Origin of the sequence: Pseudoalteromonas sp. KS88 (genome assembly GCF_004766475.1) — a bacterium.
Lineage (GTDB): Bacteria > Pseudomonadota > Gammaproteobacteria > Enterobacterales > Alteromonadaceae > Pseudoalteromonas.
On record NZ_PYHV01000018.1, the window covers coordinates 92,686 to 115,353 of the forward strand.

Here is a 22,668-nt window from a genome sequence, read left to right on the forward strand (position 1 = left end):
ATCTCTTTTATTTAACAAGACCTTGTCAGTACTCATTGAAGAAATTACCTCAATTGTATTTTGTTATGGTATATCATATCCAAACTGTTGATTTTAATAAATATTACTTTTTTTCTTAACCTCATTGTCATTGATAATCACCGTTAGCTTCATAAATCTTCACTAATATCTCTCCCGTACTTTAACTCATCCCCCTTGGGGCTAACGATTCTATATCAAAAACATAGAGACGGAATTTAGAATGAAAATCAATAAAATTGCGACCGCAATTGGGTTTACATTGGCGATATCTGCAGTAGCAAATGCAGGTGTTTTACCGCAAAGCCAAACACAAAGCCAGTGGTACGAAAGTGCTCAAACTACACTTGCTACTAAGCAAAACCAAGCTCAAGAAGAACAACAAACTAAAGCTAAAAATGTGATCTTGTTTGTGGGTGATGGCATGGGTGTATCCACGTTAACTGCAGCACGTATATTAGCTGGCCAACGTGAAGGTCAATTGGGTGAAGAAGGGTTGCTTAGTTTTGAAGCATTTCCTTATTCAGCTCAAGTAAAAACATACAATGTGGATGCGCAAACACCAGACTCTGCAGGCACAATGACTGCAATGGCCTCTGGTGTGAAAACCGATGTGGGTGTGATTGGTGTTAATGAAAGCATTCAACGAGGCGATTGCTCTACCGTGTTTGGTAATGAATTAATTACCACTACAGAGTTGGCTGAAATTAAAGGTTTAGCAACGGGTGTGGTATCAACCGCGCGCATTACTCATGCGACACCAGCAGCGACTTATGCCAAATCAGCAGATCGTAACTGGGAAGATGTATCTGATATGCCAGAAGATGCAGTGACCGATGGTTGTGAAGATATTGCATCGCAGTTAGTGAATTTTGAAAAAAACCTAGAGGCAAGATTTCTAGGTACTGATGTTGACGGTATAGATGTTGTAATGGGTGGCGGACGTCGTCACTTTTTACCAAAAGATGCTGCTTTTAACTCAGATGATGCAATGAGCGAAGTAGAAGGCGATAGAACAGATGAACGTGACTTAACAGCTGAATGGCAAGCAAGCTATCCTGATGGCCAATATGTAATGGATAAAGCAGGTTTTGAGGCTATATCTGCGGATACAAAGCAAGTATTGGCGTTGTTTAATGAATCACATATGCAGTATGAGGCAGATCGTGAGAATGATATCGCAGGTGAGCCTTCGTTATCTGAAATGACAGCCAAAGCCATTGATATCCTAGGTAATAATGAAAAAGGCTTCTTTTTGACGGTGGAGTCAGGTCGTATTGACCATGCTCACCATGCCGGTAATGCCTATAACGCGTTAAACGATACCATTGAGTTTGCTAAGGCTGTACAAGCTGCGGTTGATAATACCAACCCTGAAGAAACACTCATCTTAGTAACAGCCGACCACAGCCATGTATTTACGATTGCAGGTTATCCAAAACGGGGTAACCCAATTTTAGGTAAAGTTGTGGCGGTAGGTAAAGAAGATCCTACGCTTGCAGCAGATGGCATGCCTTATACAACGGTAGGTTATGCAAATGGCCTAGGCTATAGAGATTTAGGTGATGAAACAAACGCAGATGCTGCTTATCTTGAAGGCCCTAATGTAGGCCGTCATGATTTAACCACTATTGATACCACAAGTGCAGGCTTTCACCAAGAGGCAACAGTACCTCTTGGCTCTGAAACACATGCTGGTGAAGACATTACACTTCATGCCAAAGGACCGGGTGCACAACTTGCGCAAGGTGTAGTAGAGCAAAATGTAGTGTTTCACTTAGTTAATCAAGCACTCGAATTAATTAAACAATAATGGCGGCTAACATGAAAAAATTAAACCTACTATCTTTAGCTGTTGTAGTCGCATTAACTGGCTGCTCAGATGACGATAAAGATTATAAATCTCTAATTGTAAATAACACTTTGCCAGTAGGGTCTGAGCAGTGCGTCAATGGCGGCACCGAAAAGCTTGAAGGTGAAGATACGAACCGTAACGGTGAGCTAGATGCCGATGAGGTATTAACAACTACAGTTACATGTAATGATCCAGCAAGTTCTTTAACACCTCAGCAGTTAGTAAATTTATCGACTAACCAATGGTTTAAAGATGCAAAAGTGAAAATGGCAACAAGCCAAGACAATATTGAAAAAATAGTAAAAGAATCAGGCAAAGCAAAAAATATTATTTTATTTGTGGGCGATGGCATGGGTGTATCAACCGTGACAGCAGCACGTATTCTTGCAGGTCAGCTTGAAGGTAAAATGGGTGAAGAGCACCTATTAAGCTTTGACACCATGCCGTTCTCTGGCTTTTCTAAAACGTACAATGTAGATGCTCAAACACCGGATTCAGCAGGCACAATGACAGCAATGGCGTCGGGTGTTAAAACCGACGTAGGCGTAATTGGTGTTGATGAAGACATCGAGCGCGGCGACTGCTCAACGGTTGCTGGTAATGAGCTTGTCACCGCGACTGAACTTGCTGAAATTAATGGTTTAGCAACTGGTATTGTATCGACGGCTCGCATCACTCATGCAACACCTGCTGCGACATATGCAAAATCTGCAGACCGTAACTGGGAAGATGTATCCGACATGCCTGAAGATGCCGTAACAGGTGGGTGTGAAGATATTGCTTCTCAGCTTGTTAACTTTGAAGCCAACTTAGAAGCACGCTTTGCAGGTGTTGATGTAGATGGCCTTGAAGTAGTAATGGGGGGTGGTCGTCGTCACTTTTTACCAAAAGATGCCGCTTTCAACTCTTCAGATGCAATGAGTGCTGTTGAAGGGGATCGCACAGATGAGCGAGATTTAACAGCCGAGTGGCAGGCTAAATACCCTGATGGTCAATATGTTATGGACCAAGCTGGGTTCAATAACCTTGATACAGAAAGTGTTTCGCAAGTATTTGGTTTATTTAATGAATCGCATATGCAGTATGAAGCAGACCGTGCGAATGATATCGCTGGTGAACCATCATTATCAGAAATGACGTCTAAAGCGATTGATGTACTTGATAATAACGACAAGGGTTTTTTCCTTACGGTTGAATCAGGACGAATTGACCATGCTCATCATGCAGGCAATGCTTACAATGCGCTAAATGATACCATTGAACTATCAAAGGCTGTTCAAGTCGCTATGGATAAAACCAGCGTTGAAGACACCTTGATCATTGTAACGGCCGACCACAGCCATGTATTCACAATTGCAGGCTACCCAAAACGAGGTAACCCAATATTAGGAAAAGTGGTAGCGGTTGGCAAAACTGAGCCAAGCATGGCTGCAGATGGCATGCCATATACCACGGTTGGTTACACTAATGGTTTAGGTTACAGAGACTTAGGGGGCGAAACGAATGCAGATGCATCCTACCTTGAGGGACCAGCAGTGGGTCGTTTTGATTTAACATCAGTCGACACAATGAGCCCTGGTTTTCACCAAGAAGCAACGGTACCACTTGGTTCAGAGACACATGCAGGTGAAGATGTTGGTGTTTATGCAATAGGCCCAGGCGCACACCTGGTAACAGGCACAAACGAACAAAGCTTCCTGTTCCATGTAATGGATTATGCTGGTGACCTTGTTAAAAATGCAGATGCAAAACTAGCCAAGTAATTGGTCAGTTAATTTGCAATTAAAGAGCAACTCACCTGAGTTGCTCTTGTCATAAATATGCCAAATCAACGCGATACAGTAATACCTACTCTAATCAAAGAAATTACATGCCATGAAACTACTTATTTTATCTATGCTTTTGTTAAGCCCATTTGCCAGTGCTGTTGAGTGCAAAACCGATAATCAATATGTGCAAGCTAATTACAAAGTAAGCGAGCAAACTAGCCACAAATTGTCTGCAAAGGAGCAATTATTCACATTATGGCGTACTCCGCGTCAAGTTGCGCAACAAAGTGAACAGCTGGTTGAGTTGTGGCAGCAGTTGAGAAATCAGCAAATTCGTCCTATTCGCTACTTTACTCAGGCAAAACGAGGAATTGAATATCATCCCTCTGAAGTAAAGGGTCAGTTAGATTTTAGCAGTAAGTATCAATTAATCAGTGATCAGCTACTGGCAAAGATGCAACTGCAAAGTGAGCAGGGCGATGGGTGTGACACAAAGCAATATTACCGTTTGAAAAAAGCAGATACTGTTATTGAGGTTGTTTGGTTAAGTAATCAGCAATTAGTCGAATCGATGCAGATTCAAAAGGCTAACTACAGTCGCAAAATATCATTACAATCAGTGAGCTTTAACAAACAAAAAGTACTTGAGCAGTTTGCTCGTTGGGATAAGTACCAAACCACAGACTATGCGGATATTGGCGACAACGAAAGCGACCCGTTTTTAGCCAAAATGATTAACCTAGGCTTTGTTGAGCATGGCGCGACTGGTTTTTACGATACAAATGGGAAGACTTTAAAAAGCAATCATCATCACCACTAATATGCGTATGGGTTTTATCGGGGTAATTAGTTTACGTTTAAAACTGGTAAAATAAAGCTTCCTACTTTAACTTTAGTGTATCAACATCAAATAATGAGAAAGCCATGAGCACACAAAAAGTAAACCATCCTCACGGGGTGTTTTGTTGGTCAGAATTATGTACGCACAACTGGGCTAAAGGTAAAGCATTTTACACTGGGCTATTCGAGTGGGGCTATGATGACCAACCTATAGGTGATGACTTATATTACACCATGCTACAAAAGCAAGGCGATGATATTGCCGCTATGTACCAGATGCCAGAAGAGCAAAAAGCCGCGAATGTGCCAAGTCATTGGCTTACTTATATTGCTGTTGATGATATTGATACCTTGGCAGCCAAAGCGCAGCAGTTAGGTGCTGAAATAGTTGCAGGTCCTCATGATGTTATGGATGCCGGCCGAATGGTGCTTATAAATGAACCCGGTGGCGCTATGTTTGCTTTATGGCAAGGTAACCAGCATGTTGGGTGCCAGCGCTTGGGGGAGCTAAATACACCATATTGGCACGAGCTAGCCAGTAGAGACAGTGAAAAAAGCCGTGAATTTTATTGCCAACTTTTAGGGTGGGAAAGTGAAATAAAGCCCATGGAAGGTATGAACTATACTCTGTTTAATGTCGCTGGTAAGCCTGTGGCCGGCATGATTGAAATGACCGAAGAGTGGCCAGCTGACATTCCAGCTCATTGGATGATTTATTTTGCAGTAAGCAATTGTGATGAGGCAGCAGCAAAAGCCCAGCAATTAGGTGGTGAAGTGTGTGTGCCTCCCACAGATATACCAGAAGTAGGGCGCTTTAGTGTGATCACAGACCCGCAAGGGGCAGTGTTTTCAATTATGACCTCCGCAATGGATGATGTTAAATGTGGTTAGTTTGAGCATAGTGTTTTATAAATTACCAAAATAAGCGCTGAGGCGCTTTTTTTATTTTTATTTGCCCCAAGTACATTGTTATCATTTTTATTGGAGCTAATTTATGACTAAGCATGTAGTTATTACAGGCGCAAATAGAGGTATAGGCCTAAGTTTATGCCAACAATACTTAGCAAAAGGCTATCAGGTTACTGCAATCGTTCGCGAACCAAGTGATGCGTTAAAAGCGCTCGATGTTACTATTATTAGTAATATTGATGTTGCAAATGAGGGCGACATTGTAGCGCTACAAAATCAGTTGCATGGACATAAAGTTGATCTTTTAATCAATAATGCGGGCGTGTTTTCAAATGAAAGCATGGCAGATATGGACTTTGCTGCTATCAATCAGCAACTAACAATTAATGCAGTTGCCCCAATTAGGGTTACTCATGCACTACTTCACAGCTTAGGTGTTGATGCGAAAGTGGCAATGATCACCAGTCGTATGGGGTCAATAGCAGATAATGGCTCAGGTGGATACATTGGTTATCGGATGTCTAAAGCCGCACTTAATGCAGCATCTGTAAGTTTAGCTCACGAGCTAAAAGGTAAAAATATAGCGGTAGGGCTTTTTCACCCCGGCTTTGTTCAAACTCAAATGGTTAATTTCGCAGGTGATATTTCACCAGAGCAAGCTGCGGAGCGCTTAACTCAACGTATTGATGAACTCAACCTAGAAAGTACCGGCGGGTTTTGGCATTCAAACGGTGAGACCTTGCCTTGGTAATAGCTGTTTGTAATTTAATCTGTATAAATAGTGGTGCCTTTTAAAGCGCACCGCTACTAAAATCTTTCCCTAATTTTGATCCTATTTTTTGCTATAATCGTTTGAATGTAAGCCCAAACAGCCCCTTTTAGAGAGCCGCACATGGAATTAGAGCAAGATAGCAACCTAACCCTTCCGTTATTTCTTTTTGATGAAACGTTAAACCAACGTGATTTAGAGCAGCCTGATTTATTATTAACAATCGTATTAGACGATGAGTTGTTAACACAGCTTTGCCAAAACCCAAGTGTTGACAGCAGTATCGGGATCACTATCAATGAATACCAATTAGACGCACAGAATGAAAGTTTTGCTGCACTGACAGAATTGGCTCACCAAGCGCAATTAACACTGACACACGGGCCATTACTCAGTGCAATGTTAGATGCTGAAAATGATATGACATTCGTATCACCACAGATGGATATGATGCCAACATTTGACTTAGGTGATAAGGACGAGTAAACGCATGAAAAAATCCTTATTGCTAAGCGTGGCGATTATTATATTAACCGGTTGCGCATACCTTGGGGCTGCTCATTATGATGAACTATTCGGGCCCGAAAATGTTCAGCAGCGAATTGTAGAACATGACTCAGGCGCTGGTCGCGAATTTTTACAGCATGTGCAACCTGTACTAGATACTCGATGTGTTGTTTGTCATGGGTGTTACGATGCTCCTTGCCAATTGAAACTATCTTCACCGGAAGGTATTGACCGTGGCTTGAGTAAAGAATTAGTGTATGACGGCACGCGTTTACTTGCTTCAAAGCCTAGCCGCTTACTTTATGATGCAGCTGATACCGCTGGGTGGCGTGAGAAAAATTTCTCACCGGTACTCAACGAGCGCGGTCAAACAGAGCAAGGTAATTTAGCAGGGAGCGTTTTGTATAACAGTTTAGTGTTAAAAATGAGCTCACCTCTACCAGAAGATGACGTCTTGGGCGACGAATTTGATTTTGCACTAGATCGCACCCAATCATGCACGGGCATAGAAGAATTTGACCGCTTAGCAAAAAGCCAACCACATGCAGGCATGCCCTATGGCCTACCAGGTATTACCCGAAGCGAATTTAAACACCTAGAAAAGTGGCTTAAAAGCGGTGGCAAAATGGCTCATATTGAGCCACCAAGTAAAGAGGCAACCGCGCAAGCTCAGCGCTGGGAAAGCTTTTTAAATCAAGACAGCTTAAAGCATCAGTTGGCTGCACGCTATATTTACGAGCATTGGTATTTAGCGCATATATACTTTGAGCAAAAAGGCGAACAGAGCTTTTTCAAATTGGTACGCTCTAGTACGCCGCCAGGACAAGCAATTAAACTTATTAACACGCGCCGTCCATATGATGATCCAAAAGTGGATCGTGTTTACTACCGCTTGATGCATGAGCGCTCCACTATTTTAGCTAAAACGCATCTTCCCCTAGCCCTAAACGATAGCAAGTTAGCACGCATATACAGCCAGTTTATCGAGCCAGATTACACAGTTAAAAAAATGCCAAGCTACAAGCCTGAAGTGGCATCTAATCCATTTAAAGCCTTTGCTGTTATACCGGTAAAATCAAAGTATCAGTTTATGCTGGATGAAGCTGAGCTAATTATAATGGGCTTTATTAAAGGACCTGTGTGCCGTGGGCAAATTGCATTAAATGTGATTAACGACCATTTTTGGGTCGCGTTTGCGGATCCTGATAAAGCGGCGACACCACAAGTTGGCCAAATGCTCCTGCAACATGAAGATGCACTGGCACTTCCTGCAGCAGAAGAAAGTAACGCATTACCAATTTCTAGCTGGGTAAAATACGCTAACCGTCAAAGCACATACATTGAAGCTAAAGTAAAACTTGCCAATGAAATGTTTAAAAATGGCGAGCATTTAACCACGGATCTTTTATGGCGTGGTGAAGGTGTGAATGACAATGCCGCACTGACTATTTTCCGCCACTTTGATAGCGCAACCGTTGTAAAAGGGTTTATAGGGCAAGAGCCAAAAACCATGTGGGTACTTGATTATGCGCTATTTGAACGTATTCACTATTTATTAGTGGCAGGCTTTGACGTGTATGGCAATATCGGTCACCAACTAATAACGCGTTTATACATGGACTTTTTAAGACTCGAAGGCGAACAAAACTTTTTAGCGTTGCTGCCAAAACAACAGCGAAAAGAGTTGAATGCTAATTGGTACCGTAAATCACCGACAAGTTTGACTAACTTTTTTAAATATGGTGAGCAATTTAGCCAAGCAACGGGTATTGAATACAAAACCAATCACCATCAACAAGAGCTTTACGGTTTAATTAAACAGGTATTAAAACCCGTATTAAGCCCGCGTTACGACTTTACAAAAGTACCTCAGCCCTTGCAAAAATTAAATAATATGCCAGCAAAAGCAGTTAACCTATTACCGCAAATTTCTTACGTGTTGGTTAAAGAAGGTGACGCTGGACATCAGGCGTATACCTTAATTCACCACAACGCACATTATAATATTTCTAGCTTACTAAATGAGGAAGGTCAGCGAGCATATGCTGAAGATACAGTGACAATTGTGCCTGGCTTCATTGGTGATTACCCTGAAGCAATCTGGTATTTAAACAATCAACAGCAAGTGGATAGCTTTACACAGCAATTGCCTAAAATAAAAGATGAGGCGGATTACAGAGCGTTAAAGAGCCAGTTTGCGATCCGCAGAACACATCCTCAATTTTGGCAATATAGTGATATTTTGCATGATGTGGCTAAAGAATATCGGCAAATTGAATATGGTTTATTTGATTATAACCGCTTAGAGAATCGTTAAGTTTACGAAGAGAGTATCAAAAAAAACCTCGTTTTATACGAGGTTTTTTATTTTATACAAAGTGTTACTTTTGCATTGCTAGGCTACAATTATACCCAAGCCACCTCAAGGTGCAGAATTCAGCGTTTCACAGGAGCTTAATATTAAGGCGTTACTTTGCAAGAATGGCACTCCCTTTTAAGAAGGAACAACCATTATTTGCAATCAATGCCTTGCCTGAATCGCTTTTAATTCCAACGACGCTCACATTTTGAGATGGCTTGGGTATAAATAAAATTTAAAGTAACAAGGGGGGGCTATGATAGAGGTAATTGCTAAAATTCGGTCACGTTATCGCCTTGCTTTGTTGGCGATTGCGATTTTAAGTACCGCCGCAGCTCTAATTTTGCAATTCTTCTTATCAATCCAAAAAACGGATGCCCATGTAATCAATATCGCTGGTAAACAGCGCATGCTTTCACAAAAAATAGCCTGGCATGTCAATGTAGTTAGCCAAAAAGATGACGCTCAACATCGTCATTCTCTAGAGCAAGCAGTTACAGCCTTTAAAAAGGGGCATAACTTTTTATTGCAAACCAATGCGGCTGGTGAGTACGTTCTTCTGAATGACGCGCTCAAAGATTATTACTTTTTAGCACCAAATAATTTAGCGCAACACAGTGAACTGTTTATCGCAGCTGCCACTGCATTTGTGCAATCTGACTTCGAGAATGACAGCAATATACCTGATAGTTTAAATATCAAAACTGTTGAGCTTTTATTAAAAAAACTTGATCACGCCGTCGGCTTATTTGAGGACCAATCCAATAATAAAGTCACTATGGTGTCTAACATTGAATTAGGTGTTTGGTTATTCACTTTATTACTGTTGCTTGTGGAATTAAGGTTTATTTTTAAACCAATGGAAAAACATATAAAAACCACACTCGATAAATATCAAAAGCAAAAACAACATGCCGAATCTCTTAGTCAAAATAAACAGCGCTTTATTGCCAGAGCAGGCCACGAATTGAGAACACCACTGCAAGGCCTACTCAATGCAGTGGAGCAGTTAGAGGCGTCAGATGCGCAAAATGCTTTGCAGCAACAAGCGCATTACTGCTCACATCGGCTACTTAATATTTTGGATGAGTTAAATGAAGTTCAACAAATGAGCTTGGGGCAATGGACGTTAGTACCGAGTAAAGCAAATTTACGGCAGTCCCTTGATACAGTTATTCAATCCTATCAATTTGCCTGTCAGAAAAAAGGGCTAATATTAGAAAAACACTTAGCAGACTCTTTAGATTGTATGGTTGAACTGGATCATCGTCGTTTTCAACAGGTGGTGAGTGAACTGATATCTAATGCATTAAAATTTACCGAATCAGGTAAAATTAGCATTGAAGCGTCTATTACAAATAATCAGCAACTTAAATTAATAGTTGCTGACACCGGCATAGGCTTTAAAAACTACTACCCTTACTTATCAACCAATGAACATACTCAACAAGATAATCACTTTCAAGGAATGCAAGTGGGGTTAGCGCGTGTTCAACATATTTTACAAATGCAACAAGGCCATATTGAGTTTTCAGAAAACGAGCCCCACGGCGCATGCATAAATGTTTTGCTTCCTATAGCAATACAACAACCTCAAACACAACAGCCTTTACCTACTAACTTGCATTGTTTAATAGTTGAAGACAATCCGTTAAATGCAATGATACTTAAAGGGATATTAAAGGAGATAGGTTACACCAATGAGTTAGCTGAAAATGGCTTGATTGCGACCGCCAAAGCAGAAGAAAACAGCTATGATCTCGTGTTTATGGATTTAAACATGCCTGTCATGGATGGGTTTAAAGCGATTGAAGTTATTCGCCAAGAATTAAACTTAACCATGCCTATTATTGTTGTTACTGCGAATATGTCACAAACTGATATTGATCGTACGGTACTACTAGGTGCAAATGCACATGTGTTTAAACCAATTAATTTAGAGACAATCAAAAAAGCCCTTACCGACACAATCAATAAGGGCTAACCAAGGATTTTTTCTAAAAAGTTTAATGTCTGTTGCCTTTGCGGATTAAAATTCGTTCAAACCTGGGCGGTTTAATCGCGGCGCGAGGTTTGTAACCTAGTGGGCTAAGTCAAAATCGGGCAAAGCCTGTTTAGCATTGATGCTGCGTTTTCACCTATTTATGGGAAATAACCACACCACATAGGCGCTGCCCTGCCTAAATACCAAACAGGTTGCTGCAAATTCAACCTTAAAAGGTTAACTGACCCTAATGTTTTACTTTTATATCGCCTACACCCACTTCAATCTTTACTGTATGCGTGCCATTACCTGAATATTCACTTTCAGAGCTCACCATTTTACGAGTTGTTTTTGCATCACTTACAAACCCAGAAATTCGTGTATCACCCACACCGCTATCTAGCGAAATATATTTATAATCATCACTTTGGCTATCAATACGTACAGCACCAACACCGACTTCAATATCAGCGCTATTAGCAAAGTCATTGATTTCAATATCACCCACGCCCAAGTCTAAATTAACGGCTAAGCTGCGTGGCACGGTAACAGTCCATGTTTGTTGAACATCGTCATTATCCAAGCTCAGGGCCAGCTCACTGCCCGTCTGCTGAGTATCAATGGTTAGGCTTTCAATTTCGTCACTGTTATTAAACCAGCCATTATTTTTTGCTTCTAATTCGACCGTCACCTTAACTTCATTGCCATCGTACGTGCTGATATCAAGGCTACCCACAGGAAAGCTAATATCTAATGTAGTTTGTGTATCAACCGCAAAAGACTGATTTATTTGATGTTCTGATTTTGCTAATGCTTGTGTACTCAAAAACGCTGTTAATGCCGTTAATAATAATAATTTCTTCATAACGTTACCTGTTGTGTGTATGTATTTATTAATTAGTCGCAAAGGAATTATAAAAGGTTTAAAGCACGGCAAATTATTTTATCAAAGTTGAGCCACCCATTTAGCACCTTAGTACTTCTCTAAAGCGGAGCGCCTCTTGAACTCTTTGTGAATAACAGACTTAAATCTATTTGCATCATGAGTAATGAATGAACGGGAGCCGAGAAGTTAGTGTTGATAATTGATAAGCCAGTACGAGCATCATCATCCGATTGAATCAAAATAGGAACTCAGCTATGGTTAATCTATTAGTAAAACACATTAAAAGCGGGTTACTTTAAATGCTCGTTAGTTAGCAAGGAAGCTATGAAGCCAGAAAAGCCTACAATTTGGGCAATGCGTGAATTTGAACCGTCAGCAAAATGCCCTAGCTGCAACTTGATAATGTATTTAGGCAATAGATGCCCGCACTGTGAGCATTTATTAAGTCAATCAGAGCAGGAAGCTCAAACATTGTTTTGGCGAAAATCTCAAAATAAAGGTTATATTCTTGGTCTAATATTTTTTGTGACCGCTTTATTTGTATTGCCATGGCTATTTAGTACATAGCAATATACGATGACTCCAAAAGTTTACAGAGTTTGAATTGACTCTAGGTACCGTACTTTTGATGGTTTATTTTCATTCAGGAAAAACAATCTAACAGGCTGCTTTTAAACAGATTTCTTGAGCGTTCTAGCTGAGTTGTCCAAGCATTTAAATCGTTTGGTAGTGCTGCGCACATGTAGGTCGTGCTTTAGCGCGTCAATCTCAAAAGGCGCAGGTTGTCGCCATAAATGACGACCTACATTAGAGCATTTAGTTACAAGCGAGTAACGGTTATCCCTTGGTCTTTAAACTGCTTTAATAAACCGTGCTGTTCGGGTAAGTGCAGGGCGCCTACAGCAATAAATAATTGCTCTTTAGCTAGGCGTGGGGTGAGCTCTTTTACCCAGTTGTTATTACGTTCAATCAGCATCACTTGTTCGCTGATTTCGCCGTAGTTACTGTCGTCAAAGCTTTCGTTGTAGTACTTGGTTAGTATTGCCATGTCGCCATTTTTCCATGCATCTACAAGTGCAATAAAGTAGGTTTCAACATCGGCGAGTTGCTCAAACGTTTCTTCTATCATTTCATTACTTAGCAGCGACATGTGGTTAAACATTTCCATTTGGTACTCTAACGTTTCGAGTTCGCCTACGGCTTTGTTTTTGCTTTTCGCATAAGCAAGTACTTGCTTGTCGATGCCGTTTTGATCTGAAAATCCGGCATTTTGAAATTCGATTTGCATCATGGTGACCATGACTGCCCACGGTGCAAGGCCGTCAAACATGGCAATATCAATCGACTTTTTGCTGAAGTATTCTTTTAATTTTGCGTAGTTTTGCTCAGACAATTCACTTTTTAGGGTTTTGCCGTTTTTTAGCATCATAAATGGCATAGAGCGGCGCTGCATTTCCATCGGCCCAATTGCACTGATGTCGACCTCGACAATTACTTTATCAGTTGCATCAATGGCTTTAGTAACTTTGCTTGGTAAACCTTTCATGCTGGTATCACCCACATGAACAGTGCCAAACAGATACGATTTAACACCGTTTTTTTCAAGTTGCCAAAGGCCGGGCTCTGCATTACTGGCAAAGCTGAGTGTGAGTAAAATAGCTAAAATAAAGTAGCTACTTATACGCTGCGTGAAGTTCATAATTATCCTTATTGTTGAGTTGCTACTGCAATAATATACCTAAGTGCCTTAATTAGGCGATGAGTTGCTACTACAATCATATACCCAAGTGCCTTAATTATACGAGCAGTTGTTATTTTATTACAAAATGCTTTTTGTTTCTGATATGGCTTCTTTTGGATTTTATCATTTAAATCTATCGAAAGTTTATGCAAGTTTTGCTAAAAATGAATCAAACCTTGAAACGGGTATTACTAGGTATGAATTATCAATAAATTGCTATATTTGAAAGCTTAATTCGTATTTTTCTAAATTTTGAATTTTTAAACCAGTAAACTCAATTGTTGCAAGGTTTTTTAGATTGTTTTTAGGGTTGACTTAACACGGGCATCGCGGTACTAATAGATAAAGACAGCGAGGATGCAAACGCTCCTGCGCTAATTAAACAAATTTACGGTATTTATTACATGCTTACAAACACACTAAACCTAGTCCTAATTAACGTCGTGGTGATTATTATTACCGCGGGGGCTACTTAGTGCTTTAAATTTGTAAAGCATCGAAAAGCCCCCCGCACTTAACAAGTCGGGGGGCTTTTTAGTTTCAGGGTATAGATTTAGTAATTGAGCTTAAAATGTCACTGAGGAATGGGGATTTATTAATGACAGGCGCAGAGTTAACAATCGATTTATTAGCCAAGCATGGCGTAAAGGATGTATTTGGTTACCCAGGTGGTGCCATCATGCCTATTTACGACGCTTTGTACGGCGCGCCAGTAAAGCATTATTTGACTCGTCATGAGCAAGGTGCAGGGTTTGCAGCAGTAGGCTTTGCACGCAGCACGGGCAAGTTAGGAGTATGCTTTGCAACATCGGGACCAGGGGCTACAAATTTAATCACCGCTCTTGCTGATGCCATGATGGATTCTGTGCCTCTTTTAGCGATTACAGGGCAAGTACCCACTGCGGCTATCGGCTCTGACGCTTTTCAAGAAATCGATGTTTTAGGTATGTCGTTATCATGTACAAAACACAGCTACATGGTTGAGCGTGCTGAGGACTTGGCTGAAATATTACAAGAAGCGATTCACTTAGCACAAAGTGGCCGACCTGGTCCGGTTTTAGTGGATATCCCAAAGGACATTCAAATGGCTCAAGTTCCTTTTCAACCTTGGCTTGCCGCAGATGATTACTTACCTCAGCTTGATTTAAACCAAGTTGCCATTGCGAATGAGCTGTTAAGCGAAGCGCAGCGCCCAGTTGCTTACGTAGGTGGTGGTGTGCAGGCAGCGGGTGCGCAGAATGAACTGATGCAATTTCTAGAAAAAACCCAAATGCCAGCGGTTTCAACATTAAAAGCGCTTGGCAGTGTATTACCCGATTACGAGTATGATTTAGGTATGCTGGGTATGCATGGTGGTCAAGCGGCTAATTTAGCCGTACAAGAGTGTGATGTACTGGTGTGTATAGGTGCACGGTTTGACGACCGTGTAACTGGTAACTTAGGTAAGTTTGCAGCAAAGGCAAACGTGATCCACTTAGATATCGATGCTGCTGAAGTGGGTAAACGCAAACCTGCTAAAGCGTCGTTAATTGCAGATTTAAAAACGTCACTGCCTCAGCTTGAATGCTTTGTAACCCCCGACGCTTGGCGTGAGCACAGTAAAGAGATGATGGTAAAACATGCATGGCGTTATGACTACCCAGGTGAAAAAGTATTTGCGCCGTATTTATTGAATCAACTTAGTCAGCGCATGCCCAGCACTGGCGTAGTGTGTTGCGATGTAGGCCAGCATCAAATGTGGGTTGCACAGCACATGAAATTTAGTCACCCAAGTAATCACTTAAGCAGTGGTGGTGCAGGCACTATGGGATTTGGTTTACCGGCCGCTATTGGCGCTCAGGTTGCCCGCCCAGATGATTTTGTAATGACGGTATCTGGTGATGGCTCAATCATGATGAATATTCAAGAGTTGGCCACGATTCGCCGTAACAATTTGCCGGTAAAAATACTTATCCTTGATAACCAACGCTTAGGTATGGTGCGTCAATGGCAAGAGCTGTTTTTCGAAGGTCGCTACAGTGAAACAAACCTATCGGATAATCCTGACTTTGTGCAGTTAGCTGCGGTGTTTGGTATTCCTGGGCAAACAATTACACATGCTAACCAAGTGGATGATGCAATCTCTGCGTTGGTTAATAGTAAAGGTCCTTACATAGTGCATGCCTGTATTGATGATAAAGAAAATGTGTGGCCGTTAGTTCCCCCTGGTGCGGCAAATGATCAAATGATGACGGAGAGTGCAAAATGAAACACAGTTTAACCATTGCCTTAAAAAATCAGAGTGTTGCTGTTGAGCGCTTTTTACGAGTAGTTCGTCATCGTGGCTTCGACTTAACCCATTTTCAGCTCAATGTAGACGATGGTCAATATCATGTGGCCATGACGGTCGATAGTGATAAACCTATCTATTTATTGACCACCCAACTAACTAAGTTAGTTGATGTAAAACAGGTCACATTACAAAGTGTGCATCAGCAGCAAGCGGTGTAGCGCAACAGCAAAATCAACAGAGCTGGTGGGTTAGCCTACCAGCAATAAAATTTTAAGAATGAGGAACAGCCTCGCGGCTGAAAATTGAGGTAATTATGGCTAAATTAAGAAGTGCAACAACAACAGAAGGTCGTAAACGCGCAGGGGCACGCGCATTGTGGCGTGCAACAGGTATGACAGACACTGACTTTGGTAAACCGATCATTGCTGTTGTGAATTCGTTTACGCAATTTGTGCCAGGTCACGTTCACCTTAATCAGCTCAGCGAATTAATGGCTGAAACCATCACCCAAGCAGGCGGTGTACCAAAAGAATTTAATACCATCGCGATTGATGATGGCATTGCTATGGGCCACGGTGGCATGCTGTATTCATTGCCTTCACGTGATTTAATTGCCGATTCGGTTGAATATATGGTTAACGGTCACTGTGCTGATGCCATGATCTGTATTTCAAACTGCGACAAAATCACCCCAGGCATGATGCTGGCGGCACTGCGTTTAAATATCCCCGTGATTTTTGTATCTGGCGGCCCCATGGAGGCGGGTAAAACCAAGCTAGCCAATATTGATATTAAACTCGATTTAGTTGATGCCATGGTTAAAGGTGCTGATGAATCGGTAAGTGATGCTGATTCAGAGCAAGTAGAGCGCTCAGCGTGTCCTACCTGTGGTTCATGCTCAGGCATGTTTACTGCAAATTCAATGAACTGTTTATTAGAAGCCATTGGCCTTGCACTACCTGGCAATGGTACAACGCTTGCGACCCATAAAGACCGCAAACAACTGTATGTAGAAGCGGGTGCACGTATTGTTGATTTATGCCGCGAGTATTACCAAAAAGATAACCAAGATGTATTGCCACGTGCGATTGCAAATAAAACGGCCTTTATGAACTCGATGGTGGTTGATATTGCCATGGGGGGCTCGTCAAATACTGTATTGCATTTGTTGGCTGCCGCTCAAGAGGCTGGTGTCGATTTTGATATGTCACATATAGATGAATTATCTCGTAAAACACCGTTTTTATGCAAAGTGGCACCCGCTACTGCACAGTACCACATTGAAGACGTACACCGCGCAGGTGGCATGATGGCTATTGTGCGAGAGCTTGGTAAGGCCGGTTTAGTGGATTTATCAGTGAACCATGTGGCTGGCATGACAATGGGTGAGCTCGTTAAAAAATGGGATGCCACAGATCCAGATAATAAAGCGGCGCAAAAGTTTTATCGCGCAGGCCCTGCTGGAATTAGAACAACAAAGGCAATGAGCCAAGAGTGTCGTTGGGATGAAGGTGATAATGACCGTGAAAATGGCTGTATTCGTAGTGTCGAACATGCATTTCGCCAAGATGGTGGCTTAGCGGTACTTGCGGGTAATTTGGCCGTTGATGGCTGTATTGTGAAAAGTGCAGGCGTGGTTGATGAAATGCTGCATTTTGAAGGCACAGCCGTGGTGTATGAATCACAAGATGATTCAGTTGAGGGCATATTAAATGACGAAGTAAAAGCCGGTGATGTAGTGGTCATTCGTTATGAAGGCCCTAAAGGTGGCCCTGGCATGCAAGAAATGCTTTATCCAACCAGCTATTTAAAATCAAAAGGCCTTGCTGAAAAGTGCGCACTTATTACAGATGGTCGCTTTTCTGGTGGTACTTCGGGTTTATCAATTGGCCACGTTTCACCTGAAGCCGCAAGTGGCGGTGCAATAGCGTATGTTGAAAACGGCGACAAAATCATTATTGATATTGCGACTCGTGAAATCACACTTGCCTTAACTGATGAAGAGCTTGAAGCACGTAAACAAAAACAATTGGCTCGTGGTAAGCAAGCTTATAAGCCGCTTGACCGTGACCGTTATGTATCATCAGCGTTAAAAGCGTATGCGCTACTAGCAACCAGTGCTGACAAAGGTGCGGTTCGTGATTTGGCTAAACTGGAGGAGCTTAGTTAATTATGGTTTCTCAAGAGCTCGATTATTTTCGCGCTATCATTCAGGCTAACATGGAGCCACTGGCAAAAGTCACAGAGGTAAGCGAAATGCCTACCTTGAGTGAACGCCTTGGGAACCATGTTTGGTTAAAACGCGAAGATCAGCAACCCGTTTATTCGTTTAAATTGCGTGGCGCATATAATAAATTAGTAAAATTACCCAAAGGCTCAGTGGTGATCACTGCTTCTGCGGGTAATCACGCGCAAGGCGTAGCGCTGAGTGCATCACATTTAGGTCATCAGGCAACTATTGTCATGCCTGTCACAACGCCTGAAATAAAGGTTAATGCAGTACGCGCCCTTGGTGGCGAAGTGGTGTTGCATGGTCATCATTTTGATGCGGCCAAAGCCCATGCGCTTGAACTTACTGAAAAGCGTAATGGGGTATTTGTTCCGCCGTTTGACGATCCTGATGTTATTGTTGGCCAAGGCACAGTGGCACGCGAGTTAATGCAGCAACTTAACCAACTTGATGCGGTGTTTATTCCTGTAGGTGGCGGTGGCTTGCTTGCTGGAATGGCGGTGTATATAAAATCATTACGCCCGGATATCAAAGTAATTGGCGTTGAAGCCGAAGAAAGCGCTTGTTTACAAGCGGCACTTGAGGCCGGTGAACCTGTTGAACTTGAGCGTGTTGGGAGTTTTGCCGATGGTGTAGCCGTAAAAATTATTGGCCGTGAGACCTTTCGCTTAGCACAAAAGTTTTGTGATGAAGTGGTTACTGTGTCGGGTGATGAGATATGTGCAGCGATGCAGGATATCTTTGTTTCAACCCGCGCTATTGCTGAACCTTCGGGTGCACTTGCCACTGCAGGGCTTAAAAAGTGGAGTCAACAAAGCGGGCTTAAAGGTTTGCATTTAGCGGCTATCTTATCTGGTGCTAATTTAAACTTTGATCGTCTGCGCTATGTTGCAGAGCGCACAGCACTGGGTGAGAAAAACGAAGCCTTGTTAGCAGTCACAATTCACGAGGAAAAAGGCAGTTTTAAACAGTTTTGCACTTCTCTTGGTGGCAGAGCGATTACAGAGTTTAACTACCGTTATGCAGGACCCGGTGAAGCACAAATATTTGTAGGTGTGGCGTTGCGTCAAGGTCAGCAAGAACTTGACGAGCTTAAAAACGACTTAACAACTAACGGTTATGCATTTTGTGATTTATCAGATAACGAATTAGCTAAATTGCATGTGCGTTATATGGTTGGGGGGAAAGCGCCCCAGCAAATGCAAGAACGCTTGCTGCGCTTTGAATTTCCAGAGTACCCAGGCGCGTTAGCTCGATTTTTAGATACCCTTGGTAGTAATTGGAATATCACTTTATTTCATTATCGCAATCATGGCGGGTCTATGGGGAATGTATTGGCTGGTTTTGCCATTGAGCCAAGTCAATTCGAGGTGTTTAATGAACACTTAAATCGCTTGGGCTACAATGTACAGGACGAAACACAAAACCCATGTTTTACTCAGTTTTTAACAACTCAGCCTCCCACAACAACAGCTTATGCTGCCAACAATTAATTGCCAGTTTCTGGTCCAGGTGAATACTGGGCCAGAAACGTTGCCTTATTGATATCATTACCTATAGTTATATCTAAACGGTTCGGTGCAGGAAAAAACATTGCTATTAAAAGGATTTATTGCAACGGTCAGTGTCGTTTTTGGATTATGTTGCTTTCACGCAGTAGCTGAAACAAAAAACGTAACCTTGTTGCTTAAGTGGACTCATCAGTTTCAGTTTGCAGGCTACTACATGGCACAGGAAAAAGGCTTTTACGAAGAAGCCGGGCTTACTGTGAACATTGTCCCAGCAATAAAAAGTGACCCTGATACCTTTAATAAAGTTCTCGGGGGACAGGCTCATTTTGGGGTTGGCCACTCTGGTATTCTTCAGCATCGTATTGACGGTAAACCTTTAGTCGCCATGGCGTCAATATTACAATTTTCGCCTTATTGTTGGATGGTTAAACAAAGTTCAGATATCTTCCATCCCCACGATTTTAAAAATAAACGTGTTAGCAGTATTAGTAGAAAAGAAAGTGCCGAACTCCTGGTGATGTTGGAGCAAAGTGGTATTTATACAGAACAACTTCCTGTTTATCACGGTATCGATGCTGAAAAAGAATGGCTTAACGGTGAGTTAGATGCGATGCAAGTTTACGTCACCAATGAGCCGTTTCAAATGTTGCAAAAAGGCATCGAACATCGACTTATATGCCCGCAAAAATACGGTATTAATGTCTACAGTGATATTCTTTACACAACACAGAGCGTACTTGCTGCCAACCCCAAAATGGTCGAAAAATTTTACAAAGCAAGTTTAAAAGGTTGGCGCTATGCAATGATGCATTTAGAAGAATCGATAGCGATTACCGCAGAAAAATATGCTACTCATAAAAGTCTTGATGAGTTAACCAATGAAGCTGAAGTACTCAGTGATTACATTTTACCACCAGATACCAAGCTTGGTGCGATGTCGATGCCTAAATGGCGCTTAATAGCCGATTTATATAACCTTGAGGCGGGTAGCTTTGATAAGGTTAAGCTTGGTTTTATCTATCATTACGATACACCCGAAGAGATTGAACTGTCGTGGATGCTCATCGCTGCAATTGTTCTGAGTATTTTATTCCTCCCGCTTTATTTACGACTGATGTTTAAAAAAAGCGTATAATGATAAAATAATTCCTAATCGTTAAACTTTATGACCCTTGCTGAGCAGTTTACAGCCCTAGATAATCTCCTTTATGCAACACGCCAATATTGGCAGTGTACTGCGTTTGATTATGATGAACTTCCATGGACATCCTTGTCAGCACCACTCGCGCAGTTATCTGATAACGACGTTGCAAAGTTAGACAGCGATCAAGATGCGCTCTACAGATTTTTTAGTCCGCTAATTGAAGGTGTTGAACAACTGCCCAAATTAAGTGCATTATCGGCGGCGCAGGCTAAGCGTACTGATTATCCTTTTTGGATCAGTAATGGTATTAAAGGACGTAAATTCGAGCAGTTACAGGATTTTGTTGCGGCACTAGGTGTGCCAACCGAGCCAGTACTTGAATGGTGTGCAGGTAAAGGGCACTTAGGACGCATGCTGGCATATAATAAAGCACCGAAAGTGCACAGTATTGAGTTGCAACAACATCTATGCGAACAAGGACAACATAGCGCCCAACAGCAAGGCCTTGCGATGAAGTTTAGCCAAGCGGATGTGTTAACCGACGATGTAGCTCATTATTTCGAGACACAACAACATGCAGTTGCTTTGCACGCATGTGGCGCTTTGCATCAGAGCTTTATGCAGCAGGCCTGTAGTGCTCAAACACAACAAATTAGCTTATCTCCATGTTGTTACCACCTGTTCACCGACGATATGTATGAGGCAATGAGTGAATTGGCTAAATGCAGTAAGTTAAATATGCGCCACCGAGATCTCAAACTTGCTTTACAGGAAACGGTTACCGCCCCTTCACGGGTTGCTAAAGTACGTAAAACGGAAGTTGAATGGCGGTTAGGCTTTGATGCTATGAGAAAAGAAATTACCGGTTCTACAACGTATGTCAGTGTACCGTCAGTAAATAAAGCGGTGTTCTCAGATTCATTTAAATCATTTTGTGCATGGGCGGCAGATAAAAAAGCGTTAGAAATACCGCAAGATATTGATTATGAATATTTTTTATTGAAAGGTCAGGTGCGAAAAAAGGTCACAGAGCGCATCGAACTGGTTCGACATGTGTTCCGCAGAGCAATTGAAGTTTGGCTTGTGCTCGATCGTGCTTTATATTTGCAGCAACAAGGTTATCAAGTCACCGTGAACACATTTTGTGAAAAGCAATTAACACCTCGCAATATCTTGATCAAAGCACGCTTACCGATATAAATAGATAAGAGATCCAATGAGAAAGTTAAAAAACTTATTTGAAAATAATAAACGCTGGGCAGAGCGTACTTGTAAAGACGATCCAGACTTTTTTAAAATTTTATCTATGCAACAAAATCCAGAGTACTTATGGATTGGGTGTTCCGACTCGCGAGTACCAGCGAATGAAATTGTTGATTTAATGCCCGGTGAGCTATTTGTGCATCGTAATGTGGCGAATGTGGTGGTTCACACTGACCATAATTGTTTGTCTGTCATGCAATACGCTGTTGAAGTGTTAAAAGTAAAACACATTATGGTAGTGGGTCATTACGGCTGTGGCGGTGTGCAAGCGGTACTGAATGATGCCAAGTTTGGCCTTATCGATAATTGGTTGCGTCATGTAGGTGATGTTAAAGAGAAGTACATTAGCAACATCGATAACATGCCAGAACAAGCGCGATTAGATTGCTTAATTGAGCTTAATGTGATTGAGCAAGTGCGCAATGTATGCCGTACTAATATTGTGCAAGAGGCATGGTTACGTGGGCAAGATTTGACAATTCATGGCTGGGTATATGGCTTAGCTAATGGCCATCTGACTGATTTAGAAACGGTAGTAACATGCTCTGATGAAGTAACTGAGACTTATAAAAGTGCAGCGAAAAAAGTGTTTGAGCGTAGTCGTAAGTAAC

The 22,668-nt window shown here is 41.8% G+C and carries 18 protein-coding genes; 16 read left to right on the plus strand and 2 right to left on the minus strand.

The window, feature by feature from the left end:
• Positions 1–241: 241 nt before the first annotated feature.
• From C7Y70_RS11615 to C7Y70_RS11650, 8 genes are all read left to right on the plus strand, one after another.
• Positions 242–1,831 (plus strand): alkaline phosphatase, encoded by a 1,590-nt coding sequence (locus C7Y70_RS11615; RefSeq protein ID WP_099295419.1) that lies wholly within the window; start codon positions 242–244, stop codon positions 1,829–1,831.
• Between the two features lie 11 nt (positions 1,832–1,842).
• Positions 1,843–3,636 (plus strand): alkaline phosphatase, encoded by a 1,794-nt coding sequence (locus tag C7Y70_RS11620; RefSeq protein ID WP_135475036.1) that lies wholly within the window; start codon positions 1,843–1,845, stop codon positions 3,634–3,636.
• Between the two features lie 112 nt (positions 3,637–3,748).
• The gene (locus C7Y70_RS11625; protein WP_099295417.1) at positions 3,749–4,462 is read left to right on the plus strand and encodes a hypothetical protein; all 714 of its coding nucleotides are present in this window, start codon (positions 3,749–3,751) and stop codon (positions 4,460–4,462) included.
• 104 nt (positions 4,463–4,566) lie between these two features.
• Positions 4,567–5,373, plus strand: a complete 807-nt coding sequence (locus C7Y70_RS11630) for a VOC family protein (RefSeq protein WP_099295416.1) — start codon at positions 4,567–4,569, stop codon at positions 5,371–5,373.
• A gap of 103 nt (positions 5,374–5,476) precedes the next feature.
• Positions 5,477–6,142 (plus strand): SDR family oxidoreductase, encoded by a 666-nt coding sequence (locus C7Y70_RS11635; RefSeq protein ID WP_135475037.1) that lies wholly within the window; start codon positions 5,477–5,479, stop codon positions 6,140–6,142.
• 141 nt (positions 6,143–6,283) lie between these two features.
• Positions 6,284–6,646: a hypothetical protein gene (locus C7Y70_RS11640; RefSeq protein WP_135475038.1), complete on the plus strand. Its 363-nt coding sequence runs from the start codon at positions 6,284–6,286 to the stop codon at positions 6,644–6,646.
• Between the two features lie 4 nt (positions 6,647–6,650).
• Positions 6,651–8,984: a fatty acid cis/trans isomerase gene (locus C7Y70_RS11645; RefSeq protein ID WP_135475039.1), complete on the plus strand. Its 2,334-nt coding sequence runs from the start codon at positions 6,651–6,653 to the stop codon at positions 8,982–8,984.
• 298 nt (positions 8,985–9,282) lie between these two features.
• Positions 9,283–11,010 (plus strand): response regulator, encoded by a 1,728-nt coding sequence (locus C7Y70_RS11650; protein WP_135475040.1) that lies wholly within the window; start codon positions 9,283–9,285, stop codon positions 11,008–11,010.
• A gap of 247 nt (positions 11,011–11,257) precedes the next feature.
• Here C7Y70_RS11650 and C7Y70_RS11655 read toward each other — a convergent pair whose 3' ends face one another.
• On the minus strand, positions 11,258–11,875 hold the full coding sequence (locus C7Y70_RS11655) for a hypothetical protein (protein WP_135475041.1): 618 nt from the start codon (positions 11,873–11,875) through the stop codon (positions 11,258–11,260).
• Between the two features lie 345 nt (positions 11,876–12,220).
• On the opposite strand from C7Y70_RS11655, the gene C7Y70_RS11660 reads away from it, so the two are divergent.
• On the plus strand, positions 12,221–12,463 hold the full coding sequence (locus tag C7Y70_RS11660; protein ID WP_135475042.1) for a hypothetical protein: 243 nt from the start codon (positions 12,221–12,223) through the stop codon (positions 12,461–12,463).
• 253 nt (positions 12,464–12,716) lie between these two features.
• Here the strand turns inward: C7Y70_RS11660 and C7Y70_RS11665 are convergent, their stop codons facing one another.
• Positions 12,717–13,595, minus strand: a complete 879-nt coding sequence (locus tag C7Y70_RS11665; protein ID WP_135475043.1) for a TraB/GumN family protein — start codon at positions 13,593–13,595, stop codon at positions 12,717–12,719.
• Positions 13,596–14,235: 640 nt separating this feature from the next.
• Here C7Y70_RS11665 and ilvG point away from each other — a divergent pair.
• From ilvG to can, 7 genes are all read left to right on the plus strand, one after another.
• Positions 14,236–15,885: an acetolactate synthase 2 catalytic subunit gene (gene ilvG, locus C7Y70_RS11670; protein ID WP_135475110.1), complete on the plus strand. Its 1,650-nt coding sequence runs from the start codon at positions 14,236–14,238 to the stop codon at positions 15,883–15,885.
• Positions 15,882–16,127 (plus strand): acetolactate synthase 2 small subunit, encoded by a 246-nt coding sequence (gene ilvM / locus C7Y70_RS11675; RefSeq protein WP_099295407.1) that lies wholly within the window; start codon positions 15,882–15,884, stop codon positions 16,125–16,127. Before ilvG ends, ilvM begins: the two co-directional genes overlap by 4 nt.
• 95 nt (positions 16,128–16,222) lie before the next feature.
• Positions 16,223–18,079: a dihydroxy-acid dehydratase gene (gene ilvD, locus C7Y70_RS11680; RefSeq protein ID WP_135475044.1), complete on the plus strand. Its 1,857-nt coding sequence runs from the start codon at positions 16,223–16,225 to the stop codon at positions 18,077–18,079.
• 2 nt (positions 18,080–18,081) lie between these two features.
• Positions 18,082–19,632 carry a threonine ammonia-lyase, biosynthetic gene (gene ilvA / locus C7Y70_RS11685; protein ID WP_099295405.1) on the plus strand — a complete coding sequence of 517 codons (1,551 nt, stop codon included), beginning with the start codon at positions 18,082–18,084 and terminating at the stop codon, positions 19,630–19,632.
• Between the two features lie 100 nt (positions 19,633–19,732).
• The gene (locus tag C7Y70_RS11690) at positions 19,733–20,785 is read left to right on the plus strand and encodes an ABC transporter substrate-binding protein (RefSeq protein ID WP_135475045.1); all 1,053 of its coding nucleotides are present in this window, start codon (positions 19,733–19,735) and stop codon (positions 20,783–20,785) included.
• A 30-nt stretch (positions 20,786–20,815) separates the two neighbouring features.
• On the plus strand, positions 20,816–21,994 hold the full coding sequence (locus C7Y70_RS11695) for a methyltransferase (RefSeq protein ID WP_135475046.1): 1,179 nt from the start codon (positions 20,816–20,818) through the stop codon (positions 21,992–21,994).
• 16 nt (positions 21,995–22,010) lie between these two features.
• Positions 22,011–22,667, plus strand: a complete 657-nt coding sequence (can, locus tag C7Y70_RS11700; RefSeq protein ID WP_099295402.1) for a carbonate dehydratase — start codon at positions 22,011–22,013, stop codon at positions 22,665–22,667.
• Position 22,668 lies beyond the last annotated feature (1 nt).